Genomic DNA, 18,369 nt, shown 5'->3' on the forward strand with positions numbered 1-18,369 from the left:
GGCCCGGCAGCGGAATGACGAATTCCAAGTGGCGCGCGAATAACCCTCCGTAAACCGGCGGAAGAAAAAACTTGGGCGGGGAACCGCCGTACGTGTGAACGGCTTCCCGGCACACGGGTGTCGCGGTCCTGTGACAGAAGCGTGACCCGTGGGGAACCGAAGGGGCTACCGTGGCGCCATGGCTTCTCTCCCGACCCCGCCCCCCGACCCGCAGGACGACCCCGCCGCCTACGTCGGTCTGACCGCCGAGGAGGCCGAACGGCAGGCCGGGGAACGCGGCTGGACCACCGTCCGGACCCTCCAGCCCGGCGCCATGATCACCATGGAGTTCCTCGCCGGCCGGATCAACTTCGAGGTCACCGACGGCCGCGTCACCCGCGGCTGGAAGGGCTGACACCCACCGCGACCGGTACGAGAACGGGCCCGGCCCCCGCATCCTGTGCGGGGGCCGGGCCCGTCGTGGTCTGCGGGGCGCCGCTCAGCCGCCGGCGACCGGCCGGGGCGAGGGCCCGCCCCGCTGGCCGCGGTCGCCGGAGTGCGGCGGCCTGCGCGCGGCCGAGGGGGGCTGCGGCGGCCGCTCCGCCCGGCCCGCGTGCGGGCGCTGTGCCAGGTGCGGGCGGTTGCCGGCCGGCCGTAGCTGCTGCGCCGACGGCTCCACCACCAGCCGCTCGGCGGGGGCGGACGGAGTGGACGCGGTGGCGGGCGGGGCCGCCTGGGTGGTGGCGCTGCCCGCCGGTGCGGCCGCGCCGGGGCGGGGCATCGGCAGCCGGTCGCCCCAGCGGGCCCAGAGCAGGTCGCGGGCGGCCAGGATGCGGGCCTCCGCCCAGTTGATCATCGGCTCGAACCAGGGCAGGGCCAGCAGGATCAGCACGCCGGCCGCCCAGCCCAGCAGCACGTCGCTCAGCCAGTGCGTACCGAGGTAGACCGTGGTCAGGCCGACCCCGAGGGAGACCACCGCCGACAGGGTCGACAGGTGGCGGCGGGCGCGTGGCGTGGCGGCCAGGTAGGCGAGGATGCCCCAGGTCACGACGGCGTTGGCGGTGTGGCCGGACGGAAATATGTCGCCGCCCTGCCACATCTCGTTGGCCCCGATCTCGGTGGCGTAGTGCGGGCCGAGGCGGCCCATGCCGATCTTGGCGGCGCCCACCGTGACGTTCAGCAGCAGCAGCGAGGCGCCGAGCGCCAGCAGCGGCCGCAGCGTGTGCTGGCGCCAGGAGCGCCAGCCCAGCCAGGCCGCGACCATCACCGCCGTCGGGCCGCGCTGTCCGAGGACCACGTAGTAGTCGAGGTACGGGTGGATCTCGGGCCACTGCTGGTAGGGGCGGAAGAACATGAGCTGCCAGTCCAGCCGGACCAGCCAGCTCGTGGTGATCACGGCCACGACGATGGTGGCGTAGAACGCCAGCGTCGCGCCGAACAGCGCGATCCTGTGCCGGCTCATGCGCGGCACATGGAGCTGCTCCGGCCGCTGCTGCTCACGGTCCAGCCGGGCGAACAGCCGGTCCAGACGGGTGAGGTTCGGTTCGGTACCCACTCAATCGACGTTACAGGGAGTGAGTGGTCGACTCGCTCGAATCTTCGGCTTTGTGATGACCATGTGATGTGGCATAGCTCTCAGCGCCTCCTTTATCCCGGCATTACACAGGCGGCGGCGGGAAGTATTACGGACGGCCCGGCGGAAATGATCCGACCGGTAATTCTTCCACTTTTCCATTCTTTCGCCGAGCGGAATCCGGATACCTTCCGGGACCGCTCGCGATCCGGGCCGGGGGAGCGGCGTCGCAGGTCAGGGTGGCCCTGAACCGTTCAGCCAGAAGCCCGCGTACCCGGCCGACAGCAGACCGACACCCGCCAGCAGCAGCCCCCGCCGGGCGGCGCTCCAGCGGGCCAGTGCCACGGCGAGCGGCAGCAGCAGCGGGAAGGCCGGCAGCAGCAGCCGCGGCTTCGAGCCGAAGTACCCCGAGGCGCAGACCGCCAGCACCACCACGATCCCCGCGTAGACCAGCAGCACCGCCGGCTGTCCCTGGCGCACGCATCGCACGCAGAGCCAGGCCAGCAGCGCCAGCCCCGCCACCAGTCCGAGGCCGCCCCAGAAGCCGGGCCCGGCCAGCAGGGAGCCGATGAAGCGGGCGAAGGCCAGCCCGCCGTCGAAGCCGTTGCCCCATCCCTCCTGCACGGAGAGGTAGCCGAAGAGAGGGTCGCCGGTGCGCGCCCCCACCCAGACCACGTACGCGCCGGCGCCGAGCGGCGACAGCAGCGCGCCCGCCGCCATCGCCGGGGTGAGCCGCCGCTCGCGGCGTGCCGCGAGGGCCACGCCCACCAGGACCGCCGCCGTCACCGCCATCCCCACCGGCCGGGTCAGCCCCGCCAGCGAGGCGAGCAGCCCCGCCGCGACCCACCGCTCCCGCAGCAGCGCGTACAGCGCCCACGCCGCCAGCGCGGTGAAGAGCGACTCGCTGTACGCCATCGACTGCACGATGCCGACCGGCAGCACCGCCCAGAGAGCCACCGCCGTCACCCCGGCCGCGGCCCCGTACAGCCGCTCGGCGACGGCGAAGATGCCCCAGGCCGCCGCGAGCGAGGCGAGGGCGCTCACCACCAGCCCCACGTCCGGCGCCGCCAGCGGCGTCAGCCAGGAGCCCAGCCGCTCCAGCCACGGCAGCAGCGGGAAGAAGGCCAGGTTCGAGTGGACGGCGCCGTCGGGCAGCACCACCTCCCAGCCGTACCCCTGCTCGGCGACCCGCGCGTACCAGAGCGAGTCCCAGCGGCGGGAGAGCAGCCGGTGGGCGTCGTTGCCCGCGAGGGCGCTCCAGGCCGCGAGGACGGCGAGCCCGGTCAGCCGCACCGCCGCGTACACCGCGAGGGCGGGGCCGGCGCGGCGCAGCCCCGGCGGGCCCGGCTCGGGTGCCCGAGGTGCGGAGAGCGGGCGGATTTGATCAGAAGCGGTCACCGGGCGATTATCCGTGCGGAGACCGAGCCACTGGGGAGGGGCCTGTGAGCGAGTGCGGACCGTACGTGGCACACACCACATTCCGAGGTCGCAACGGTGGGAGGCGCACCACCCTGCATCAAGGTGTACTCACGTACGCTGTCGGCTCACTCGTTCGTCGTCGTGGCCCGGACCGGGAGTCCGTACCCCGCCGAAGTGAGACGCACGAGGCTCACTGGGAGGTACGTGTATGACCGGGACGCCCCGCACTGCCCAGCCCGAGGGCGCCGAGGCACCGGCCCGCCGCTGGATGATCCTCGTCGTGCTCTGCGCCAGCCTGCTGCTGGTCGCCGTCGACGCCACGGTGCTCCACGTCGCCATCCCCGCCGTCAGCGAGGACCTGCGCCCCGGCCAGGTCCAGCTGCTCTGGATCGTCGACAGCTACCCGCTGGTCTGCGCCTCCCTGCTGATCCTCTTCGGCACCCTCGGCGACCGCGTCGGCCGCCGCCGCGTCCTGCTGCTGGGGTACGCCCTCTTCGGCATCGCCTCGGCGCTCGCGGCCGCCGCAGAGTCGGCCCCGCTCCTCATCGCCGCCCGGGCGCTGCTCGGTGTCGGCGGCGCCATGATCATGCCCGCCACCCTGTCCATCCTCCGCCAGGTCTTCCCCGACCGGCGCGAGCGGGCCGTGGCCATCGGTGTGTGGAGCGCGGTCGCCGGTATCGGCGCGGCCGGCGGGCCGCTCCTCGGCGGCTTCCTGCTGGAGCACTTCTGGTGGGGCGCGGTCTTCCTCATCAACATCCCGATCATGCTCGTCTCGCTGCCCGTCGGCCGCTGGCTGCTGCCCGAGTCGACCGGCGACGGCCAGGGTCCCTGGGACGCGGTCGGCGCGTTGCTGGCCGCAGGGGGACTCTTCGGCGTCGTCCTCGGCGTCAAACAGGCCGGCAGCGGCGAGGTCTCGCTGCTGGGCACCCTCGTCCCGCTGGTCCTCGGCGCCGTCCTGCTGGTCGTCTTCGTCCGGCGGCAGCGGGGCCGCGAACACCCGCTGGTCGACCTAGCGCTCTTCTCCCGGCCCGCCTTCGGCACCTCGGTGGGGTGCATCGTCCTGGCCATGCTGGCCCTGGTCGGCCTGGAACTGATCGCCGCCCAGTACCTTCAGCTCGTCCTCGGCCTCTCCCCGCTGGAGACCGGTCTGCGCCTGCTGCCGCTGACCTTCGCGGCGATGGCCGCCGGGCTGGCCGGCTCGCGGCTGCTGCCCCGGCTCGGGCCGCGCGCCATGGTCGGCGCGGGCTTCACCCTCACCGCCGTCGCCGTCCTCGTCCTCACCGGCATGGGCGACCACGACAACCCGCCCCTGCTGATCGGCGGCTTCGTCCTGCTGGGCCTCGGCCTCCAGACGACCCTCTTCAGCTCGTACGAGTCGATGCTCAGCGAGGCCCCGAAGGAGGAGGCGGGCGGGGCCGCCGCGATCGGCGAGACCTCGTACCAGCTCGGCGCGGGGATCGGCATAGCCCTGCTCGGCAGCGTCATGAACGCGGCCTACGGGCCGGGGCTGCGGCAGGTGGAGGGCGTTCCCGCGGCCGCCGCGGCCGACGCCCGCCATTCGCTCGGCGAGGCGTACGACGTGGCGCGGGAGCTGGGCGGGCCGGCGGGGGCGGCGCTGCGCACCGCCGCCAAGGACTCCTTCGTCCACGGCCTGCACGTCACCCTGGTCGTCAGCGCCGGCCTGCTGCTGCTCGGCGCGCTGGCCGCGCTGCGGCTGCCCCGGTCGATGGACCCCACCCCGGCGGAACCCGGCGGACCGGGCCCCGGCTCCACCGACGGCACCGGGAAGCCTGTCCCCGGTCCTCGCGGGACCGAGGACCCCGGGGGGATTCCCCGGGCCGAGCCGCCGCGCCCCCGCACGGAGAAGGACCCCGGCCGGGCCGCCCCGGCCGACGGGCACCGTACGCGCGACTCGGCGCTGCGCGGCTGAGCGGAGCGGTCAGCTCTGGTTGAAGAAGCCGTTGTCCGTACGGTGGGCGGCACCGCCGTCGACGATCTCGGTGTCCGGCGGCGAGAGCAGGAAGACCCGGGTGGCGATCCGCTCGATGGACCCGCGCAGTCCGAAGATGAGCCCGGCGGCGAAGTCGACGACGCGCTTGGCGTCACCCGGGTCCATGGCGGTCAGGTTGATGATGACGGGCACCCCGTCCCGGAACAGCTCGCCGATCCGCCGGGCGTCCCGGAAGCTCTCCGGCGTGACCGTGCCGATCCGGCGGCCCTGCTCGTGGGCGGACTCCGAGGCGACCTGGACCCGCGGGTCCGTCACCCAGGCGTCGCCGGGTTCCGGGCCCTCGGCAGCCTCGTCGGCATAGCCGTCGTAGTAGCGCTCGTCGTTGTCGTCGACGAGGCCAAGCCAGGCACTCGCCTTGCGCACCGATCCCATGGACGCCTCCTCTCGCAGCGGTTTCCCTGTTTTCCGCACCCCTATCGTCGTCCATCATGCTGACAACGCGCCAAGGGGATAGGCGGCGCGCGGAGCTTTCGTGACGGTACTGGTGCACGCTATGACCGCATTCCCCAAGGGCCGTGCGGTATCACTGTGCTGACACCGAGTGAAAATACGACGATCGGCGCGCGTCGTGCCGTCCGGGTGACGGACGGGGGCGACCGGGTGACGCGAGCGGGGCCACCAGCTCCGTTTCACCCCGCGCCGGCGTCCGGGGGGAAGGCAGCGGATGTTCGGAATGGTCCGGCCGTGCACGCACCGGCTGGGGGAGCGGCTGACCGCTCAATGGATGGCTCACCTGTGCGGACTCTGCCTCGCCCTGCGCGGGCAGGCGGGGCAGTTCGCCCGGGTGGCCACCAACTACGACGGTCTCGTCATCTCGGTCCTGACGGAGGCTCAGGCCGGGGCGGAACGGGCCGGAAGGCGCCGCGCGGGACCCTGCGCGCTGCGCGGCATGCGCAGGGCCTCGGTGGCGGAGGGTGACGGTGCGCGGCTCGCGGCCGCCGTCTCGCTCATCCTCGCCTCGGCGAAAACCCGTGACCATGTCACAGATCTGGACGGCCTTCTGGCACACCGTCCGGTCGCGGCGGCCGCCCGGCGCATTGCGGGCGTATGGGACAAGGAGGGTGCGCGAGCCGGGGCGGGGGTCGGTTTCGACACCGCGCTCCTCGTCGGCGCGGTCGACCGGCAGCCCGAGGTGGAGGCGCTCGCCGGACCCGGTACGCCGCTGCTGGCCGTCACCGAGCCGACCGAGACGGCGACCGCGGCGGCCTTCGCGCACACCGCGCACCTCGCCAAAATCCCCGGCAACGCCGCGCCGCTGGCCGAGGCCGGCCGCCTCTTCGGCCGCCTCGCCCACCTGCTGGACGCTGTCGAGGACCAGGAGAAGGACGCGGCGAGCGGCGCGTGGAACCCGCTGACCGCCACCGGCACCCCGCGCACCGAGGCGCGCAGGCTCGCCGCCGACGCGCTGCACGGCATCCGCCTCGCCCTGGACGAGGCCGAGTTCGCCGACGGACGGCTCGCCCACGTCCTGCTCGTCCACGAACTGGGCCGCTCGGTGGAACGGGCCTTCGGCGAGGAGCGGCACCGGCACGGCGCCGAGGCGTACGGTCCGCCTCCGGGGAACCCCTACGCGCCCGGGGCGCCGCCGCACCCCGGAGGCCCCGGCGACCTGCCGCCCCCGCCGCCCCGCGAGCCGCGCGGGCTGATACCCGGCTGCCTGGTCTTCATCGGCATGGCCTGCACCTGCCAGCTGTGCTGCGGGACGTACGAGGGGCCGTGGAGCCGTCGGCGCCGGGACGGGGTCTGCAAGAAGTGTGAAGAATGCTGCGAATGCTGCAACTGCTGTGGTGACGGGTGCAGTTGCTGCGAGAAATGCAGTTGCTGCGACGGCTGCTGCTGCGACGGCTGAAGGTCTGGACCGGCTCAGCTCTTCAGCTCCGGCGGGGAGATGCGGGACTCCTTCAGGGCTGAGCCGGTCACGCCCCACTTCTCGAGGATGCGGGCGTACGTGCCGTCCTCGATGAGGTGGTCGACGGCGGCCTGGAAGGCCGGGGCCAGCGGGGTCCCCTTCTTGAAGGCGAGGCCGACGTCCAGGCGCTGGTACTCGTTCAGGAACTTCAGCCCCGGCTGCTGGTCCACGGCGTGGCGCAGGCCGTTGATGGTGCTCATCACGACGTCGCTGCGGCCCTGCTGGAGCGAGCCCCACAGGGCGCCCTGCTCGGCGTAGGTGCGTACCTCGTACGGCTTCTCGCCCTGCTCGGCGCAGCGGGGGCGGTTCTCCTCCAGGGTGACCTCGAAGGTGGTGCCGGCGCCGGTGGCGATGTTCAGGCCGCAGAGCCGGGTGAGGTCGGTGACCTTCTTCAGGGTGCTGTCCTCGCGGACGGCGAAGCCCTGCCCGTCGTTGATGTAGGTGACGAAGTCGAGGGTGGCGCGGCGGTCGTCGGTGACGCCGAAGTTGCCGGTGGCCACCTGGTACTTGCCGCTGCCCAGCGCCGGGAGGATCGCCTCGAAGCCGGCCACCTCGCGCCGGACGGTGAGGCCGAGGACCTTGGCGGCGGCGTCGGAGACGTCACGGTCGAGGCCCGCGACGGTCTTCCCGTCGTCCAGGTAGGTGGAGGACGGGGGCGAGCCCACGCCGGCGGCCAGGGAGATCTCGCCGCCGTCGCGCAGGGCGGCCGGGAGCAGTTTCGCGGCGGCCGGGTCCTTCCTCACCCCGGAGACCACGTCCTCGGTGGGCAGGGAGACGGCCCCGGCCCCGGTGCCGGGCTTGTCCGCCCCGCCCGCCTCGGCCTGCCCGCCCTGGCCGCCGCAGGCGGTGAGGGCGAGGGCGGCGGCGGTCACCAGGGCGAACAACCCCTTCTGACGGCGGGCGGTCCGCCGGGTGGTACCGGGACGCAAGGGGCTGCTCATGACGGGATTACTCCTGGCGGGTCTCAGGGAACGGGACAGGGGTCCGCGATACGGGACACGGAGGGGGTAACTCAACTGGCCTGCATGGAAAGGCAGTCGGAGATGGCGTGAGGGGAGGGGGTGCCCGGGGAGACGGGCGGGTGCGGAGCGTGAGTGAGGGCGCGAACCCGTGCGGGGACGGGATGCGGGAAAGGGCGCGCGCGGCGGCCCGGTGCGCCGCGGAGGCGGCGACGCCGGGGGGCCGACGGCACGACAGTGCTGGGGAAGGAAACGGAAAGGTCCGCCGAAGCGGCTCTGACCAGGGAGGACGCGGCGCGGAACGGCTCAGTGGCCGGGGCGGCTCAACAGGAGGAGGACCACACGCGACCGAAGTCGATGTGGGAGCGCGTCACCAGTCGCCGGGTCGGATGCATGGGCTCAGTGGACCAGGCATCCCGTGCGGCGTCAACTGCCCTGAGACAGGGTGCCCATGATGCGGACAGTCTTGACAGCGGGCCGCGGAGCCGCCGTAATCTCGACGGCGGACCGTGCTGAGGGGCGCGGCCCGGGTGCAGTGCCGAGCGACGCGAACCGTGCTCCGACTTTGGAGTCACGGAGTCCGCCATGCCCCCGACACCTCCTGCCGCGCCGGCCCCTTCCCCCACGGGTGAGGCCCCGGCCGCCCCGGTCCTCACCAAGGAGGCCGAGCCCGCGCCGCCGCGCGTCGTCCCCGTACGCCGCACCGGCCAGTGGGCGGCCGCCGCCGTGGTCCTGCTGCTGCTGGCGATGGCCGTCAACTCGGTGGTCCGCAACGAGGCGTTCCAGTGGGGCGTCGTCGCCGAGTACTTCACGACCCCGGCGGTCCTGCGCGGCCTCGGCCTCACCCTCTGGCTGACCGCGCTGGTGATGGCGCTCGGCTTCGTCCTCGGCACGCTGCTCGCCGTCGCCCGGATGTCGGCCAACCCGGTGCTCAAGAGCGTCAGCTGGGGCTACATCTGGTTCTTCCGCTCCACGCCGGTCCTGGTCCAGCTGCTGTTCTGGTTCAACATCGGCGCCCTTTACCCGCAGCTCGGCCTCGGCATCCCCTTCGGGCCCGAGTTCCTCACCGTCAAGACCGTCAACCTCCTCGGCCCGCTCACCGTCGCCCTCATCGGCCTCACCCTCCACGAGGCCGCCTACGCCGCCGAGGTGGTCCGCGGCGGCCTGCTCTCCGTCGACCGGGGCCAGACCGAGGCGGCCCAGTCGCTCGGGCTCGGCCGGTGGCGGCGGCTGCGGCGGATCGTGCTGCCGCAGGCCATGCGGGCCATCGTGCCGCCCGCCGGGAACATGCTGATCGGCACCCTCAAGGGCACCTCCATCGTCAGCGTCATCGCCGTCCAGGACCTGCTCCACTCCGTGCAGCTCGTCTACCACCGCACCTACCAGGTCATCCCGCTGCTGCTGGTCGCCACCCTCTGGTACGCCCTGGTCACCACCGTCCTGACGGCCGGCCAGCACTACGTGGAGCGGTACTACGGCCGCTCGGAGCGCGACCGGTGACCCCCGCCCTGGTCGTCGTCGGCGCAGGGCCGCGCGGCACCGGCGTCCTGGAGCGGATCGCCGCCAACCTCGCCGAGGTGTACGGCGACCACCCCCTCGACGTGCACCTGGTCGATCCGCACCCGCCCGGCGGCGGACGGATATGGCGCCACGACCAGTCGCCGCTGCTCTGGATGAACTCGCACGCCGAGGACGTCACCCTCTTCACCGACGACACCGTCGAGATGGCCGGCCCCGTCACCCCGGGCCCCGACCTCGCCGCCTGGGCCGCCGCGTACCGCGCGTCCACCCTGCCGCCGCCCGCCGTCGCCGCCGGCCCCGAACTCGACGCGGAGATACGGGGCCTGGCCCCGGACGGCTTCGCCTCCCGGCGGCTCCAGAGCGCCTACCTCGGCTGGGTGCACGCCCGGGTCCGCGCCACCCTGCCGCCGCAGGTCACCGTCCACGAGCACCGGCGCGCCGCCGTCCGCGTCGAGGGCGCCCCGGACGGGCTCCAGCGGGTGTGGCCGGCGGGCTCGGACACCCCGCTGACCGCCGACGCCGTCCTGCTCACCCTCGGCCACCTCGACACCGAACCCGACGCCGGACAGCGGGCGCTCACCGCCTTCGCCGCCCGCCACGGCCTGACCCACCTGCCGCCCGCCTACACCGCCGACAGTGACCTGGGCGCCCTGGCACCCGGCGCACCCGTCCTCGTACGCGGCCTCGGGCTCGCCTTCGTCGACCTGATGGTGCTGGTCACCGAGGGGCGCGGCGGCCGGTACACCACCGGTGCCGACGGCCGCCTCGTCTACCACCCCTCCGGCGCCGAACCGGTGCTGTACGCGGGCTCCCGCCGCGGCGTCCCCTACCGCTCCAAGATCGGCTACGGCTGGCAGGGCGACCCGCCGCCGCTGCCCCGCTTCCTCACCGCGGAGGTGGTCGACGCCCTGCACGCGGCGGCCGGACCCGGCGGGCCCGACTTCGCCCGCGACCTGTGGCCGCTGATCGACAAGGAACTCGGCTGGGCCCACTACCACCGCCTCTTCACCACCCGGCCCGGTGCCGCCCGGATCGCCTGGGACGACTTCGCCGAGAAGTACGCCGCCGCCGCGCCGCTCAGCGAGGAGCTGCGCACCCTGGTCGCCACCGCCGTCCCCGACCCCGCCGACCGCCTCGACCTCGCCGCCCTCGACCGCCCGCTGGCCGGCGCCGTCCACCCGGACCCCGCCGCGCTCCAGGCGGCGCTGCGCGCCCACATCGCCGCCGACCTCGACCGCCGCCACGACCCCGCGCACAGCCCCGACCTGGCGGTCTTCCTCGGACTGCTCTCCGTTTACGGGCAGTTGCTGCGGCTCGGCGACAGCGGACAGGACTGGCACGGCTTCTTCAGCTACCTCGCCTCCGGGCCGCCAGGACCCCGGCTGCGCCGGCTCGCGGCCCTCTCCGAGGCGGGGATCGTCCACTTCCTCGGCCCCGGGACCGTGTTCACGGCCGACGAGGAGTCCGGGCTCTTCCGCGCCGCCTCACCCGCCGTGCCCGGGTACCACGTCGAGGCCCGGGTCCTGGTCGAGGCGCGGCTGCCCGACGCGGCCGCCGTCCGCTCCGCCGACCCGCTGCCCCGGGGACTGCTCGACGACGGGGCCGCCACCGGACCGGGCGGCCTGCTCCGCGTGGACCCCGCCGACGGCCGGCTCCTCGGGCCCGGCGGCCTGCCCCATCCGCGCCGCTTCGCGCTCGGCCCGCACACCGACGCCCGGGGCGCCGGGGCCTTCACCCGGCCCCGTACCAACAGCTCCTCCTTCCGCCAGAACGACGCCACCGCCCGCGCCCTGCTCGCGCTCCTGCGCGGGACGGGGGAGCGGGTCCCCGTCCCCGTACCGTCCCCTTCCCGAGGAACCCATGTCCCTGACCGGTGACCCGCCGCGCGGCGGCCCGGCCGTCCCCCCGGCGGCGCCCGCCACCGCCGTGCTGCTGCTCCAGTTCGCCCACGGCCTCGCCACCGACACCGGCTGGGAATGGGAGGAGTTCGCCGAGTTCCTCACCGCCGAGGTGATCCTGTGCGCGGTCCGGGTCACCCTCCAGCTCACCTGCTACGGCACCGCGCTCGGCTTCGGCCTCGGCGTGGTCCTCCCCTTCATGCCGCCGCCTCGCTCGGCATCCGCCGGCTGCGGCAGATCCGCGGTACGTCCTGCTCACCACCGTGCTCTCCGTCGTCCAGCACCACGTCGAGAAGCGCTTCGCGAAAGGGGCCACGCCATGAGCGCGATGGTCGAGATCCGTTCCGTCCGCAAGAGCTTCGGCTCCCACGAGGTGCTGCGCGGCATCGACCTGGAGGTCAGGACCGGCGAGGTCACCGTCGTCCTCGGTCCCTCCGGCTCCGGCAAGTCCACCCTGCTGCGGACCGTCAACCACCTGGAGAAGGTCGACAGCGGCCGGATCACCGTCGACGGCAAGCTCGTCGGCTACCGCCGCTCCGGCGACAAGCTGTACGAACTGCGCGAGCGGGAGGTGCTGCGGCAGCGCACGCAGATCGGCTTCGTCTTCCAGAACTTCCACCTCTTCCCGCACCTGACGGTCCTGGAGAACATCACCGAGGCGCCCGTCTCCGCGCTGAAGCGCCCCCGCGCCGAGGCCGTCGCCGCCGCCCACACCCTGCTGGAACGCGTCGGCCTCGCCGAGAAGGCCGGTGCCTACCCCGGCCACCTCTCCGGCGGGCAGCAGCAGCGCGTCGCCATCGCCCGCGCGCTCGCCCTCGAACCCAAGCTGCTCCTCTTCGACGAGCCCACCTCCGCCCTCGACCCGGAACTGGTCGGCGAGGTCCTCGACGTCATCAAGGACCTGGCCCGGCAGGGCACCACCATGATCGTCGTCACCCATGAGATCGGCTTCGCCCGCGAGGCCGCCGACACCGTCGTCTTCATGGACGAGGGCGTCGTCGTCGAACAGGGCCCGCCCGCCGAGGTGCTGGACCGCCCGCGTCAGGAGCGCACCCGCGCCTTCCTCTCCAAGGTGCTCTGAACCGTGCCCGTCCGCACCTCCTTCGCCTCCCCGGCCGCCCCGACACTCCGTCAGCCCGGCACCAGGCGGCACCTACGCCGAGGTGCTGAAGCGGTGGAACCTCAGCGGCGAAGCGGTCGAGAAGTCCGAGATCAACCCGCCCGGCCTGCCCAAGCCCTGACACCCCCCGGACTCCCCGTCGTACGGAAGGCACCGCCACCCATGCCGGAACCCCACAAGCCGACCACCCTGCACCTGGCCGCCGCGCTCAGCGCGCCCGGCGCCCCGAGGCCGTACACCGCCGCCGACTGGACCCGCCGGGTCCGGCTCGCCGAGGACGGCGCCCTGGACTTCGTCACCCTCACCGACGCCTTCGGCGAACGCGGCCCCGACGCCCTCCAGGCACTCACCGTCACCGCGCCCGCCACCGCCCGGGTCGGTCTCGTCCCCGCCGTCACCACCACCCACACCGAGCCCTTCCACCTCCAGGCCGCCGTCGCCACCCTCGACTGGGTCAGCGGCGGCCGGGCCGGCTGGCTGCCCGCCGTCTCCACCACCGAGGCCGAGGCCCGCCTCTTCGGCCGCCGCCCCGTCGCCCCCGCCGCCGCCCTGTGGCACGAGGCGGCCGAGGTCGCCGAGGCGGCCGGGCGGCTCTGGGACAGCTGGGAGGACGACGCCGAGATCCGCGACCTGGCAACCGGCCGCTTCGTCGACCGCGACAAGCTCCACTACGCCGATTTCACCGGCCGCACCTTCAGCGTCCGGGGCCCCTCGATCGTGCCGCGCCCGCCGCAGGGCCGCCCGGTCGTCGTGGCCGACACCGCGAGCCCGCACGCCCGCGACCTCGCCGCCCGCCACGCCGACGTCGCCCTGATCCACGCCCAGGGCCCGGCCGCCGCCCGGGCCGCCCGCGAGGAGCTGCTCGACCGCGCCGGCGCCGCGGGCCGCGACCCCGGCACCCTGCGGGTCCTGGCCGCGCTCACCGTCGACCTCGGCGGCGGGGAGTACGCGGCCGTTCCCTCGCACGGCGGCGGTGGACCCCGGGCGGGCGGCGCCGGCTCCCCGGCCGTCTACCGGGGCGGCCCCGTCGACCTCGCCGAACTCGTCACCGCCTGGCACGACACCGGCGCCGTCGACGGTTTCCACTTCGTGCCCGCCGACCCCGACCGCGACCTGGAGCGGCTCATCAACGGCACCGTCGCCCTGCTCCAGCACCGGGGCCGGTTCCGCACCTTCTATCCCGGCGCCACCCTCCGCGACCACCTGGGCCTGGCCCGGCCCGCCAGCCGGTACGCCGCGGCCCGGGGAGCCGACCGATCCGCGACCACCCAGGGGGAGCCCGCATGACCAGCCGGCCGATGCACCTCGCCGCCCACTTCCCGGGCGTCAACAACACCACCGTCTGGGCCGAGGACGCCCAGACCTCGCCCCCGCCGGCCGGACCCGGCGGGCGGCAGATCGCCTTCTCCTCCTTCACCCACCTGGCCAGGACCGCCGAACGCGGCCTCTTCGACTTCTTCTTCCTCGCCGAGGGGCTGCGGCTGCGCGAGCACCAGGGGCGCATCCACGACCTCGACGTGGTCGGCCGCCCCGAGTCGCTGACCGTCCTGGCCGCGCTCGCCGCCACCACCGAACGGCTCGGCCTCGCCGCCACCGTCAACGCCACCTTCAACGAGCCCTACGAACTGGCCCGCCGCCTCGCCACCCTGGACCACCTCAGCGCCGGCCGCGCCGCCTGGAACGTCGTCACCTCCTTCGACGCGTTCACCGGGGAGAACTTCCGGCGCGGCGGCTTCCTCGACCGGGCCGACCGCTACACCCGCGCCGCCGAGTTCGTCGCCACCGCCCGTGAACTGTGGGACGCCGCCGCCCCGGACGGCGCCGGGCAGCCCGTCGCCCACAGCGGGCAGCACTTCCGCGTCGAAGGACGGTTCGGGCTGCCCCGCTCCCCGCAGGGCCACCCCGTCGTCATCCAGGCCGGCGACTCGCCCGAGGGCCGGCAGTTCGCCGCCGCCGCGGCCGACGTCGTCTTCACCCGCCACGGCACGCTGGAGGCGGGCCGCGCCTTCTACGCCGACGTGAAGGACCGGCTCCCCGCCCACGGCCGCCGCCCCGAGGACCTCAAGATCATGCCCGGGGTCACCTTCGTCCTCGGCGACACCGGCGCCGAGGCGCAGGAGAACGCGATGGAGATCCGGCGCCGCCAGATCTCCCCGCAGAACGCCCTGTACGCCCTGGAGCAGATCTGGGGCATCGACCTCTCCGGGCACGACCCGGACGGACCGCTGCCCGAGGCCGACCCCGACGTCGACTCGACCTTCGTCCAGGGCCGGGTCAAGCACGGAGACCCGCGCCAGATCGCGGAGAAGTGGCGGGCGCTCTCCGCCGAGAAGGGGCTCAGCAGCCGGGAGACGGTCATCGAGGCCACCGGCCGGCAGTCCTTCGTCGGCACCCCCGCCGCCGTCGCCGAGCAGATGATCTCCTTCGTCGACCAGCGGGCCGCCGACGGCTTCATCCTCGTCCCGCACCTGACGCCCGACGGGCTCGACCCCTTCGTCGACCGGGTGGTGCCGATCCTCCAGGAGCGCGGCGCCTTCCGCGCCGAGTACACCGGCACCACCCTCCGCGACCACCTCGGCCTGCCCGCGCCGCGCCCGCGTACGGAGGCCGGCCGTGGCTGAGACCGCCGAGGAGTGCCACCGCCGCCGCGCCGCCTCGCCGGCCGCTCCGTACGGCCCGCTCTCCGCCACCGGTGTCCACGGGCTGGACGATTTTCCGGAAGGACGACTTCCGGCCATCCCGGGGCGGTGGCACCCCGACGGGGACCGGCCTCCCGGTGACCGCCACCGCCGCCGACGGGCTCCTCCTCGACGGCCGCCCGCCGGTGGGCACCGCCCGTCTCGACGCCGGCCAGGGGCCGCCCGAGCGGGCCCGCGCCGGGCAGGGCGGGCGCCGGTTCGCGGTGCCGCGGCGCGAGGGCTTGCGGGCCCTCCGGGCGCACGGCCCGGAGTCCGGGCGGTTCCGCGCGGCACCCCGGACCGTCCGCAGACCCGAGGGCCCGGCCGCCCGAACCACCGGGACGTTCACCCCGTACCCGGACACCCGCGTGGTGCGCGGGGCCGACGCCGACGGACACCACCGGGGGCGCGGGCCCGGCGGAGAGCCGGCCTTCACCCCGGGTGGTCGGGCGTGCCCCTTCCCGCCGCCCGGCAACACCCTCGCGGTGCCCGTGCGGGCGGGGGAGGGGAACCTCGCGGAGGGGTGAGGCGTCCCACCCCGTAGCGCGAGCCCCGGGAGAGCTGACTCCCGGGGCCATGCGCGCTCCACCTGCCAGGCGGCCGAAAGCAGCCCTTGTGCGCCTCTGGCGGGCGCCCAATACTCCCGTCCAGCGCTTGTCAGGGGCACGACGCATCCGGAATGCGGACGCTCCCCCGACTGCGCCTCACAAGGGCCCCGCCCCCGCGCGGCCCTCGGTTCCTTTCGGGAGGAAACAGCCAGTGAGGATCAAGCGCACCACCCCCCGCAGCAGCGTCGCGAGACGTACCCGCCTGGTCGCTCTCGCCGCCGGCCTCGCCGCCGTCGGCGCCCTCGCGACTCCGTCGGCGCACGCCGGCGAGAGCGCGACGTTCAGCTCGGCGGAGCTCACGAGCGCGGCCGAGGCGGTTCTCGACACCGACGTCGCCGGCACCGCCTGGTACGTCGACAAGGCGGCAGGCAAGGTCGTCGTCACCGCGGACTCCACCGTCTCCAAGGCGGAGATCGCCAAGATCCAGAAGGCGGCGGGCGGCGAGGCCGGCGCCCTGGAGATCAACCGCACCGAGGGCACTTTCAGCCCGCTGCTCTCCGGTGGCGACGCCATCTACAGCAGCAGCTCGCGCTGCTCCCTCGGTTTCAACGTGCGCAGCGGCAGCACCTACTACGCGCTGACCGCCGGGCACTGCACCAGCGGCACCAGCACCTGGTACACCAACTCCGCGCGGACCACCGCCTTCGGCACGGTCGCCGGGTCGAGCTTCCCCAACAACGACTACGGCCTGATCCGCTACACCAACTCCTCCGTGCCGGCCTCGGGCACCGTGGGCAGCGTCGACATCACCCGGGCCGCCAACCCGACCGTCGGCCAGACCGTGACCCGCCGCGGCTCCACCACCGGCACCCACAGCGGCCGGGTCACCGGCCTCAACGCCACCGTGAACTACGGCAGCGGCCAGGTCGTCTACGGCATGATCCAGACCAACGTCTGCGCCGAGCCCGGCGACTCCGGCGGCCCGCTCTACTCCGGGTCGACCGCCCTCGGTCTGACCTCCGGCGGCAGCGGCAACTGCTCCTCGGGCGGCACGACCTTCTTCCAGCCGGTCGTCGAGGCCCTGAACGCCTACGGCGTCAGCGTCTTCTAGCCCCCGCCCCACCCCGGACCCGCCAGGGTCCCCCGCACCTCGGGCCCGTACGGAGCGCGGACGCGCGTTCCGTACGGGACGGCCCCCGGGCGAACCGGTCGCGAACGGTTCCCCGGGGGCGGCCCCCGTTCACGACCTCCCCTCCCCGCCGGGCCGCCGGACGCGTTACCGTCGGAAGTGACGTGCATCACTTCCCTACGGGACCCTGGGGGCCGTCATGATCGAGGTGCTGGTGACCGCGGCCGCGGTCGTGGTGTTCGCCGCGGCGCTGTACGTGCTGGCTGCCGCGCGAGTGGTCAAGCAGTACGAGCGCGGGGTGGTCTTCCGTCTCGGGCGGCTGCTGCCCGAAGTGCGCAGGCCGGGGTTCACCCTGGTGGTGCCGTTCGTCGACCGGCTGCACAAGGTGAGCCTCCAGATCATCACCCTGCCCATCCCGGCGCAGGAGGGCATCACCCGCGACAACGTCACCGTCCGCGTCGACGCCGTCGTCTACTTCAAGGTGGTCAACCCCTCCGACGCGCTGGTCCGCGTCGAGGACTACCGCTTCGCGGTCTCGCAGATGGCGCAGACCTCCCTGCGCTCCATCATCGGCAAGAGCGAACTGGACGACCTCCTCTCCAACCGCGAGAAGCTCAACCAGGGCCTGGAGCTGATGATCGACAACCCCGCCGTCGAGTGGGGTGTCACCATCGACCGGGTCGAGATCAAGGACGTCTCCCTGCCGGAGACGATGAAGCGCTCCATGGCCCGGCAGGCCGAGGCCGACCGTGAGCGCCGGGCCCGGGTCATCAACGCCGACGCCGAACTCCAGGCGTCGAAGAAGCTGGCCGGCGCCGCCCAGGTGATGTCCGAGCAGCCGGCCGCGCTCCAGCTCCGGCTGCTCCAGACCGTGGTCGCGGTCGCCGCCGAGAAGAACTCCACCCTCGTCCTGCCGTTCCCGGTCGAGCTGCTGCGGTTCCTGGAACGGGCCGCGCCGCTCCCGGGCGCCCAGGTGGCCGGGGCCTCCCCGGCCTCGTCCGGGCAGGGGGCGACGGCCGCCACCGCCGCGAGTGCCGGGGAGGAGACCGACCCCGAGGCCCTCGCCGCGCAGGCGCGCGAGCTGGCCGGCGAGTTCCCGCCGGGGGCGTCGGGGGACGTGGTGCGCCAGCTGCTGGAAGGGCTCGGCGAGAAGGGCGTCCCGGGCCTGGTGGGGGAGCGGGCGGTCTCCGAGGCCGAGCCCGAGGCGCCCGGGACCCTCGCCGAGGCGGAGGGTGAGGAGTCCGCGGACACCGGTGAGGCCGGCGGCGCCGCGACCGGGGAGCCCCCGGGCGAGGGCGGAGCGCCACGGGGCTGAAATCGTTCGAAGGGCCGGCCGGGATCTCCCGGCCGGCCCTTCCGTGTGTCCGGGGGCGGGCGCGGTGCGCGCCGGGCGAGTTGGGGAGGTTCGGTGACCAGGGCGCGCCGGGGGTGTGACCGGGGTGCGGGCAGGGTGGGAACGCTTGATTCCGGTGGGGCGGTTATGAGACAGGACTAGTCCTCACCTCGGGCGGTGGAGTGACTGCGGAGGGTGCAATTCCGCAGGTGCGAGCTGGGGTGACGGCGGGTGGGCGGGTGTGCGGCGAGGCGTGGAGGAGTCGTACGGGAGGCCGGAAGTCGACCTTGTG

The 18,369-nt window shown here is 74.2% G+C and carries 14 protein-coding genes and 1 pseudogene; 11 read left to right on the plus strand and 4 right to left on the minus strand.

Annotated features, from left to right (window positions below):
• Window positions 1-178 precede the first annotated feature (178 nt).
• Complete coding sequence (locus tag OIM89_RS25140) at window positions 179-394, plus strand: I78 family peptidase inhibitor (RefSeq protein WP_030696609.1); 216 nt, start codon at window positions 179-181, stop codon at window positions 392-394.
• 84 nt (window positions 395-478) lie between these two features.
• Here OIM89_RS25140 and OIM89_RS25145 read toward each other — a convergent pair whose 3' ends face one another.
• Entirely contained in the window at window positions 479-1,534 is a 1,056-nt protein-coding gene (locus OIM89_RS25145) for a phosphatase PAP2 family protein (RefSeq protein ID WP_030696608.1), read from the minus strand.
• Window positions 1,535-1,786: 252 nt separating this feature from the next.
• Window positions 1,787-2,845 carry a glycosyltransferase family 39 protein gene (locus OIM89_RS25150; protein ID WP_037665182.1) on the minus strand — a complete coding sequence of 353 codons (1,059 nt, stop codon included), beginning with the start codon at window positions 2,843-2,845 and terminating at the stop codon, window positions 1,787-1,789.
• A gap of 334 nt (window positions 2,846-3,179) precedes the next feature.
• On the opposite strand from OIM89_RS25150, the gene OIM89_RS25155 reads away from it, so the two are divergent.
• Window positions 3,180-4,901 (plus strand): MFS transporter, encoded by a 1,722-nt coding sequence (locus OIM89_RS25155; RefSeq protein WP_030696606.1) that lies wholly within the window; start codon window positions 3,180-3,182, stop codon window positions 4,899-4,901.
• Window positions 4,902-4,910: 9 nt separating this feature from the next.
• Here OIM89_RS25155 and OIM89_RS25160 read toward each other — a convergent pair whose 3' ends face one another.
• Window positions 4,911-5,354: a cell division protein SepF gene (locus OIM89_RS25160; RefSeq protein ID WP_008409578.1), complete on the minus strand. Its 444-nt coding sequence runs from the start codon at window positions 5,352-5,354 to the stop codon at window positions 4,911-4,913.
• Between the two features lie 292 nt (window positions 5,355-5,646).
• On the opposite strand from OIM89_RS25160, the gene OIM89_RS25165 reads away from it, so the two are divergent.
• Entirely contained in the window at window positions 5,647-6,831 is a 1,185-nt protein-coding gene (locus tag OIM89_RS25165) for a DUF5685 family protein (protein ID WP_047469866.1), read from the plus strand.
• Window positions 6,832-6,845: 14 nt separating this feature from the next.
• Here the strand turns inward: OIM89_RS25165 and OIM89_RS25170 are convergent, their stop codons facing one another.
• Window positions 6,846-7,832: an ABC transporter substrate-binding protein gene (locus tag OIM89_RS25170; protein WP_047469869.1), complete on the minus strand. Its 987-nt coding sequence runs from the start codon at window positions 7,830-7,832 to the stop codon at window positions 6,846-6,848.
• A gap of 603 nt (window positions 7,833-8,435) precedes the next feature.
• On the opposite strand from OIM89_RS25170, the gene OIM89_RS25175 reads away from it, so the two are divergent.
• From OIM89_RS25175 to OIM89_RS25210, 8 genes and pseudogenes are all read left to right on the plus strand, one after another.
• A complete protein-coding gene (locus tag OIM89_RS25175) occupies window positions 8,436-9,350 on the plus strand; it encodes an amino acid ABC transporter permease (protein ID WP_226965074.1) in 915 nt (304 codons plus the stop codon).
• Window positions 9,347-11,248: an FAD/NAD(P)-binding protein gene (locus OIM89_RS25180; RefSeq protein ID WP_264491638.1), complete on the plus strand. Its 1,902-nt coding sequence runs from the start codon at window positions 9,347-9,349 to the stop codon at window positions 11,246-11,248. Before OIM89_RS25175 ends, OIM89_RS25180 begins: the two co-directional genes overlap by 4 nt.
• Before the next feature lie 349 nt (window positions 11,249-11,597).
• Entirely contained in the window at window positions 11,598-12,350 is a 753-nt protein-coding gene (locus OIM89_RS25185) for an amino acid ABC transporter ATP-binding protein (RefSeq protein WP_030696601.1), read from the plus strand.
• Between the two features lie 201 nt (window positions 12,351-12,551).
• A complete protein-coding gene (locus tag OIM89_RS25190; RefSeq protein WP_047469878.1) occupies window positions 12,552-13,676 on the plus strand; it encodes an LLM class flavin-dependent oxidoreductase in 1,125 nt (374 codons plus the stop codon).
• On the plus strand, window positions 13,673-15,010 hold the full coding sequence (locus tag OIM89_RS25195; RefSeq protein WP_030696599.1) for an NtaA/DmoA family FMN-dependent monooxygenase: 1,338 nt from the start codon (window positions 13,673-13,675) through the stop codon (window positions 15,008-15,010). Before OIM89_RS25190 ends, OIM89_RS25195 begins: the two co-directional genes overlap by 4 nt.
• Window positions 15,003-15,594 (plus strand): annotated as a pseudogene (locus OIM89_RS25200) (hypothetical protein). Before OIM89_RS25195 ends, OIM89_RS25200 begins: the two are co-directional and overlap by 8 nt.
• A 232-nt stretch (window positions 15,595-15,826) precedes the next feature.
• Complete coding sequence (locus OIM89_RS25205) at window positions 15,827-16,726, plus strand: S1 family peptidase (protein WP_030696597.1); 900 nt, start codon at window positions 15,827-15,829, stop codon at window positions 16,724-16,726.
• Window positions 16,727-16,943: 217 nt separating this feature from the next.
• Window positions 16,944-18,059: a slipin family protein gene (locus tag OIM89_RS25210; protein ID WP_047469881.1), complete on the plus strand. Its 1,116-nt coding sequence runs from the start codon at window positions 16,944-16,946 to the stop codon at window positions 18,057-18,059.
• The last annotated feature ends 310 nt before the right edge of the window (window positions 18,060-18,369 follow it).

The organism is Streptomyces sp. BI87, assembly GCF_025957665.1.
In the GTDB taxonomy this organism is placed as follows: Bacteria; Actinomycetota; Actinomycetes; order Streptomycetales; family Streptomycetaceae; genus Streptomyces; species Streptomyces albidoflavus.

Coding starts and splice junctions, on each gene's coding strand:
- OIM89_RS25160 (WP_008409578.1), bottom strand. CDS start 5,354: ATGGGATCGGTGCGCAAGGCGAGTGCCTGGCTTGGCCTCGTCGACGAC.
- OIM89_RS25170 (WP_047469869.1), bottom strand. CDS start 7,832: ATGAGCAGCCCCTTGCGTCCCGGTACCACCCGGCGGACCGCCCGCCGT.
- OIM89_RS25195 (WP_030696599.1), top strand. CDS start 13,673: ATGACCAGCCGGCCGATGCACCTCGCCGCCCACTTCCCGGGCGTCAAC.
- OIM89_RS25175 (WP_226965074.1), top strand. CDS start 8,436: ATGCCCCCGACACCTCCTGCCGCGCCGGCCCCTTCCCCCACGGGTGAG.
- OIM89_RS25165 (WP_047469866.1), top strand. CDS start 5,647: ATGTTCGGAATGGTCCGGCCGTGCACGCACCGGCTGGGGGAGCGGCTG.
- OIM89_RS25190 (WP_047469878.1), top strand. CDS start 12,552: ATGCCGGAACCCCACAAGCCGACCACCCTGCACCTGGCCGCCGCGCTC.
- OIM89_RS25155 (WP_030696606.1), top strand. CDS start 3,180: ATGACCGGGACGCCCCGCACTGCCCAGCCCGAGGGCGCCGAGGCACCG.
- OIM89_RS25140 (WP_030696609.1), top strand. CDS start 179: ATGGCTTCTCTCCCGACCCCGCCCCCCGACCCGCAGGACGACCCCGCC.
- OIM89_RS25185 (WP_030696601.1), top strand. CDS start 11,598: ATGGTCGAGATCCGTTCCGTCCGCAAGAGCTTCGGCTCCCACGAGGTG.
- OIM89_RS25210 (WP_047469881.1), top strand. CDS start 16,944: ATGATCGAGGTGCTGGTGACCGCGGCCGCGGTCGTGGTGTTCGCCGCG.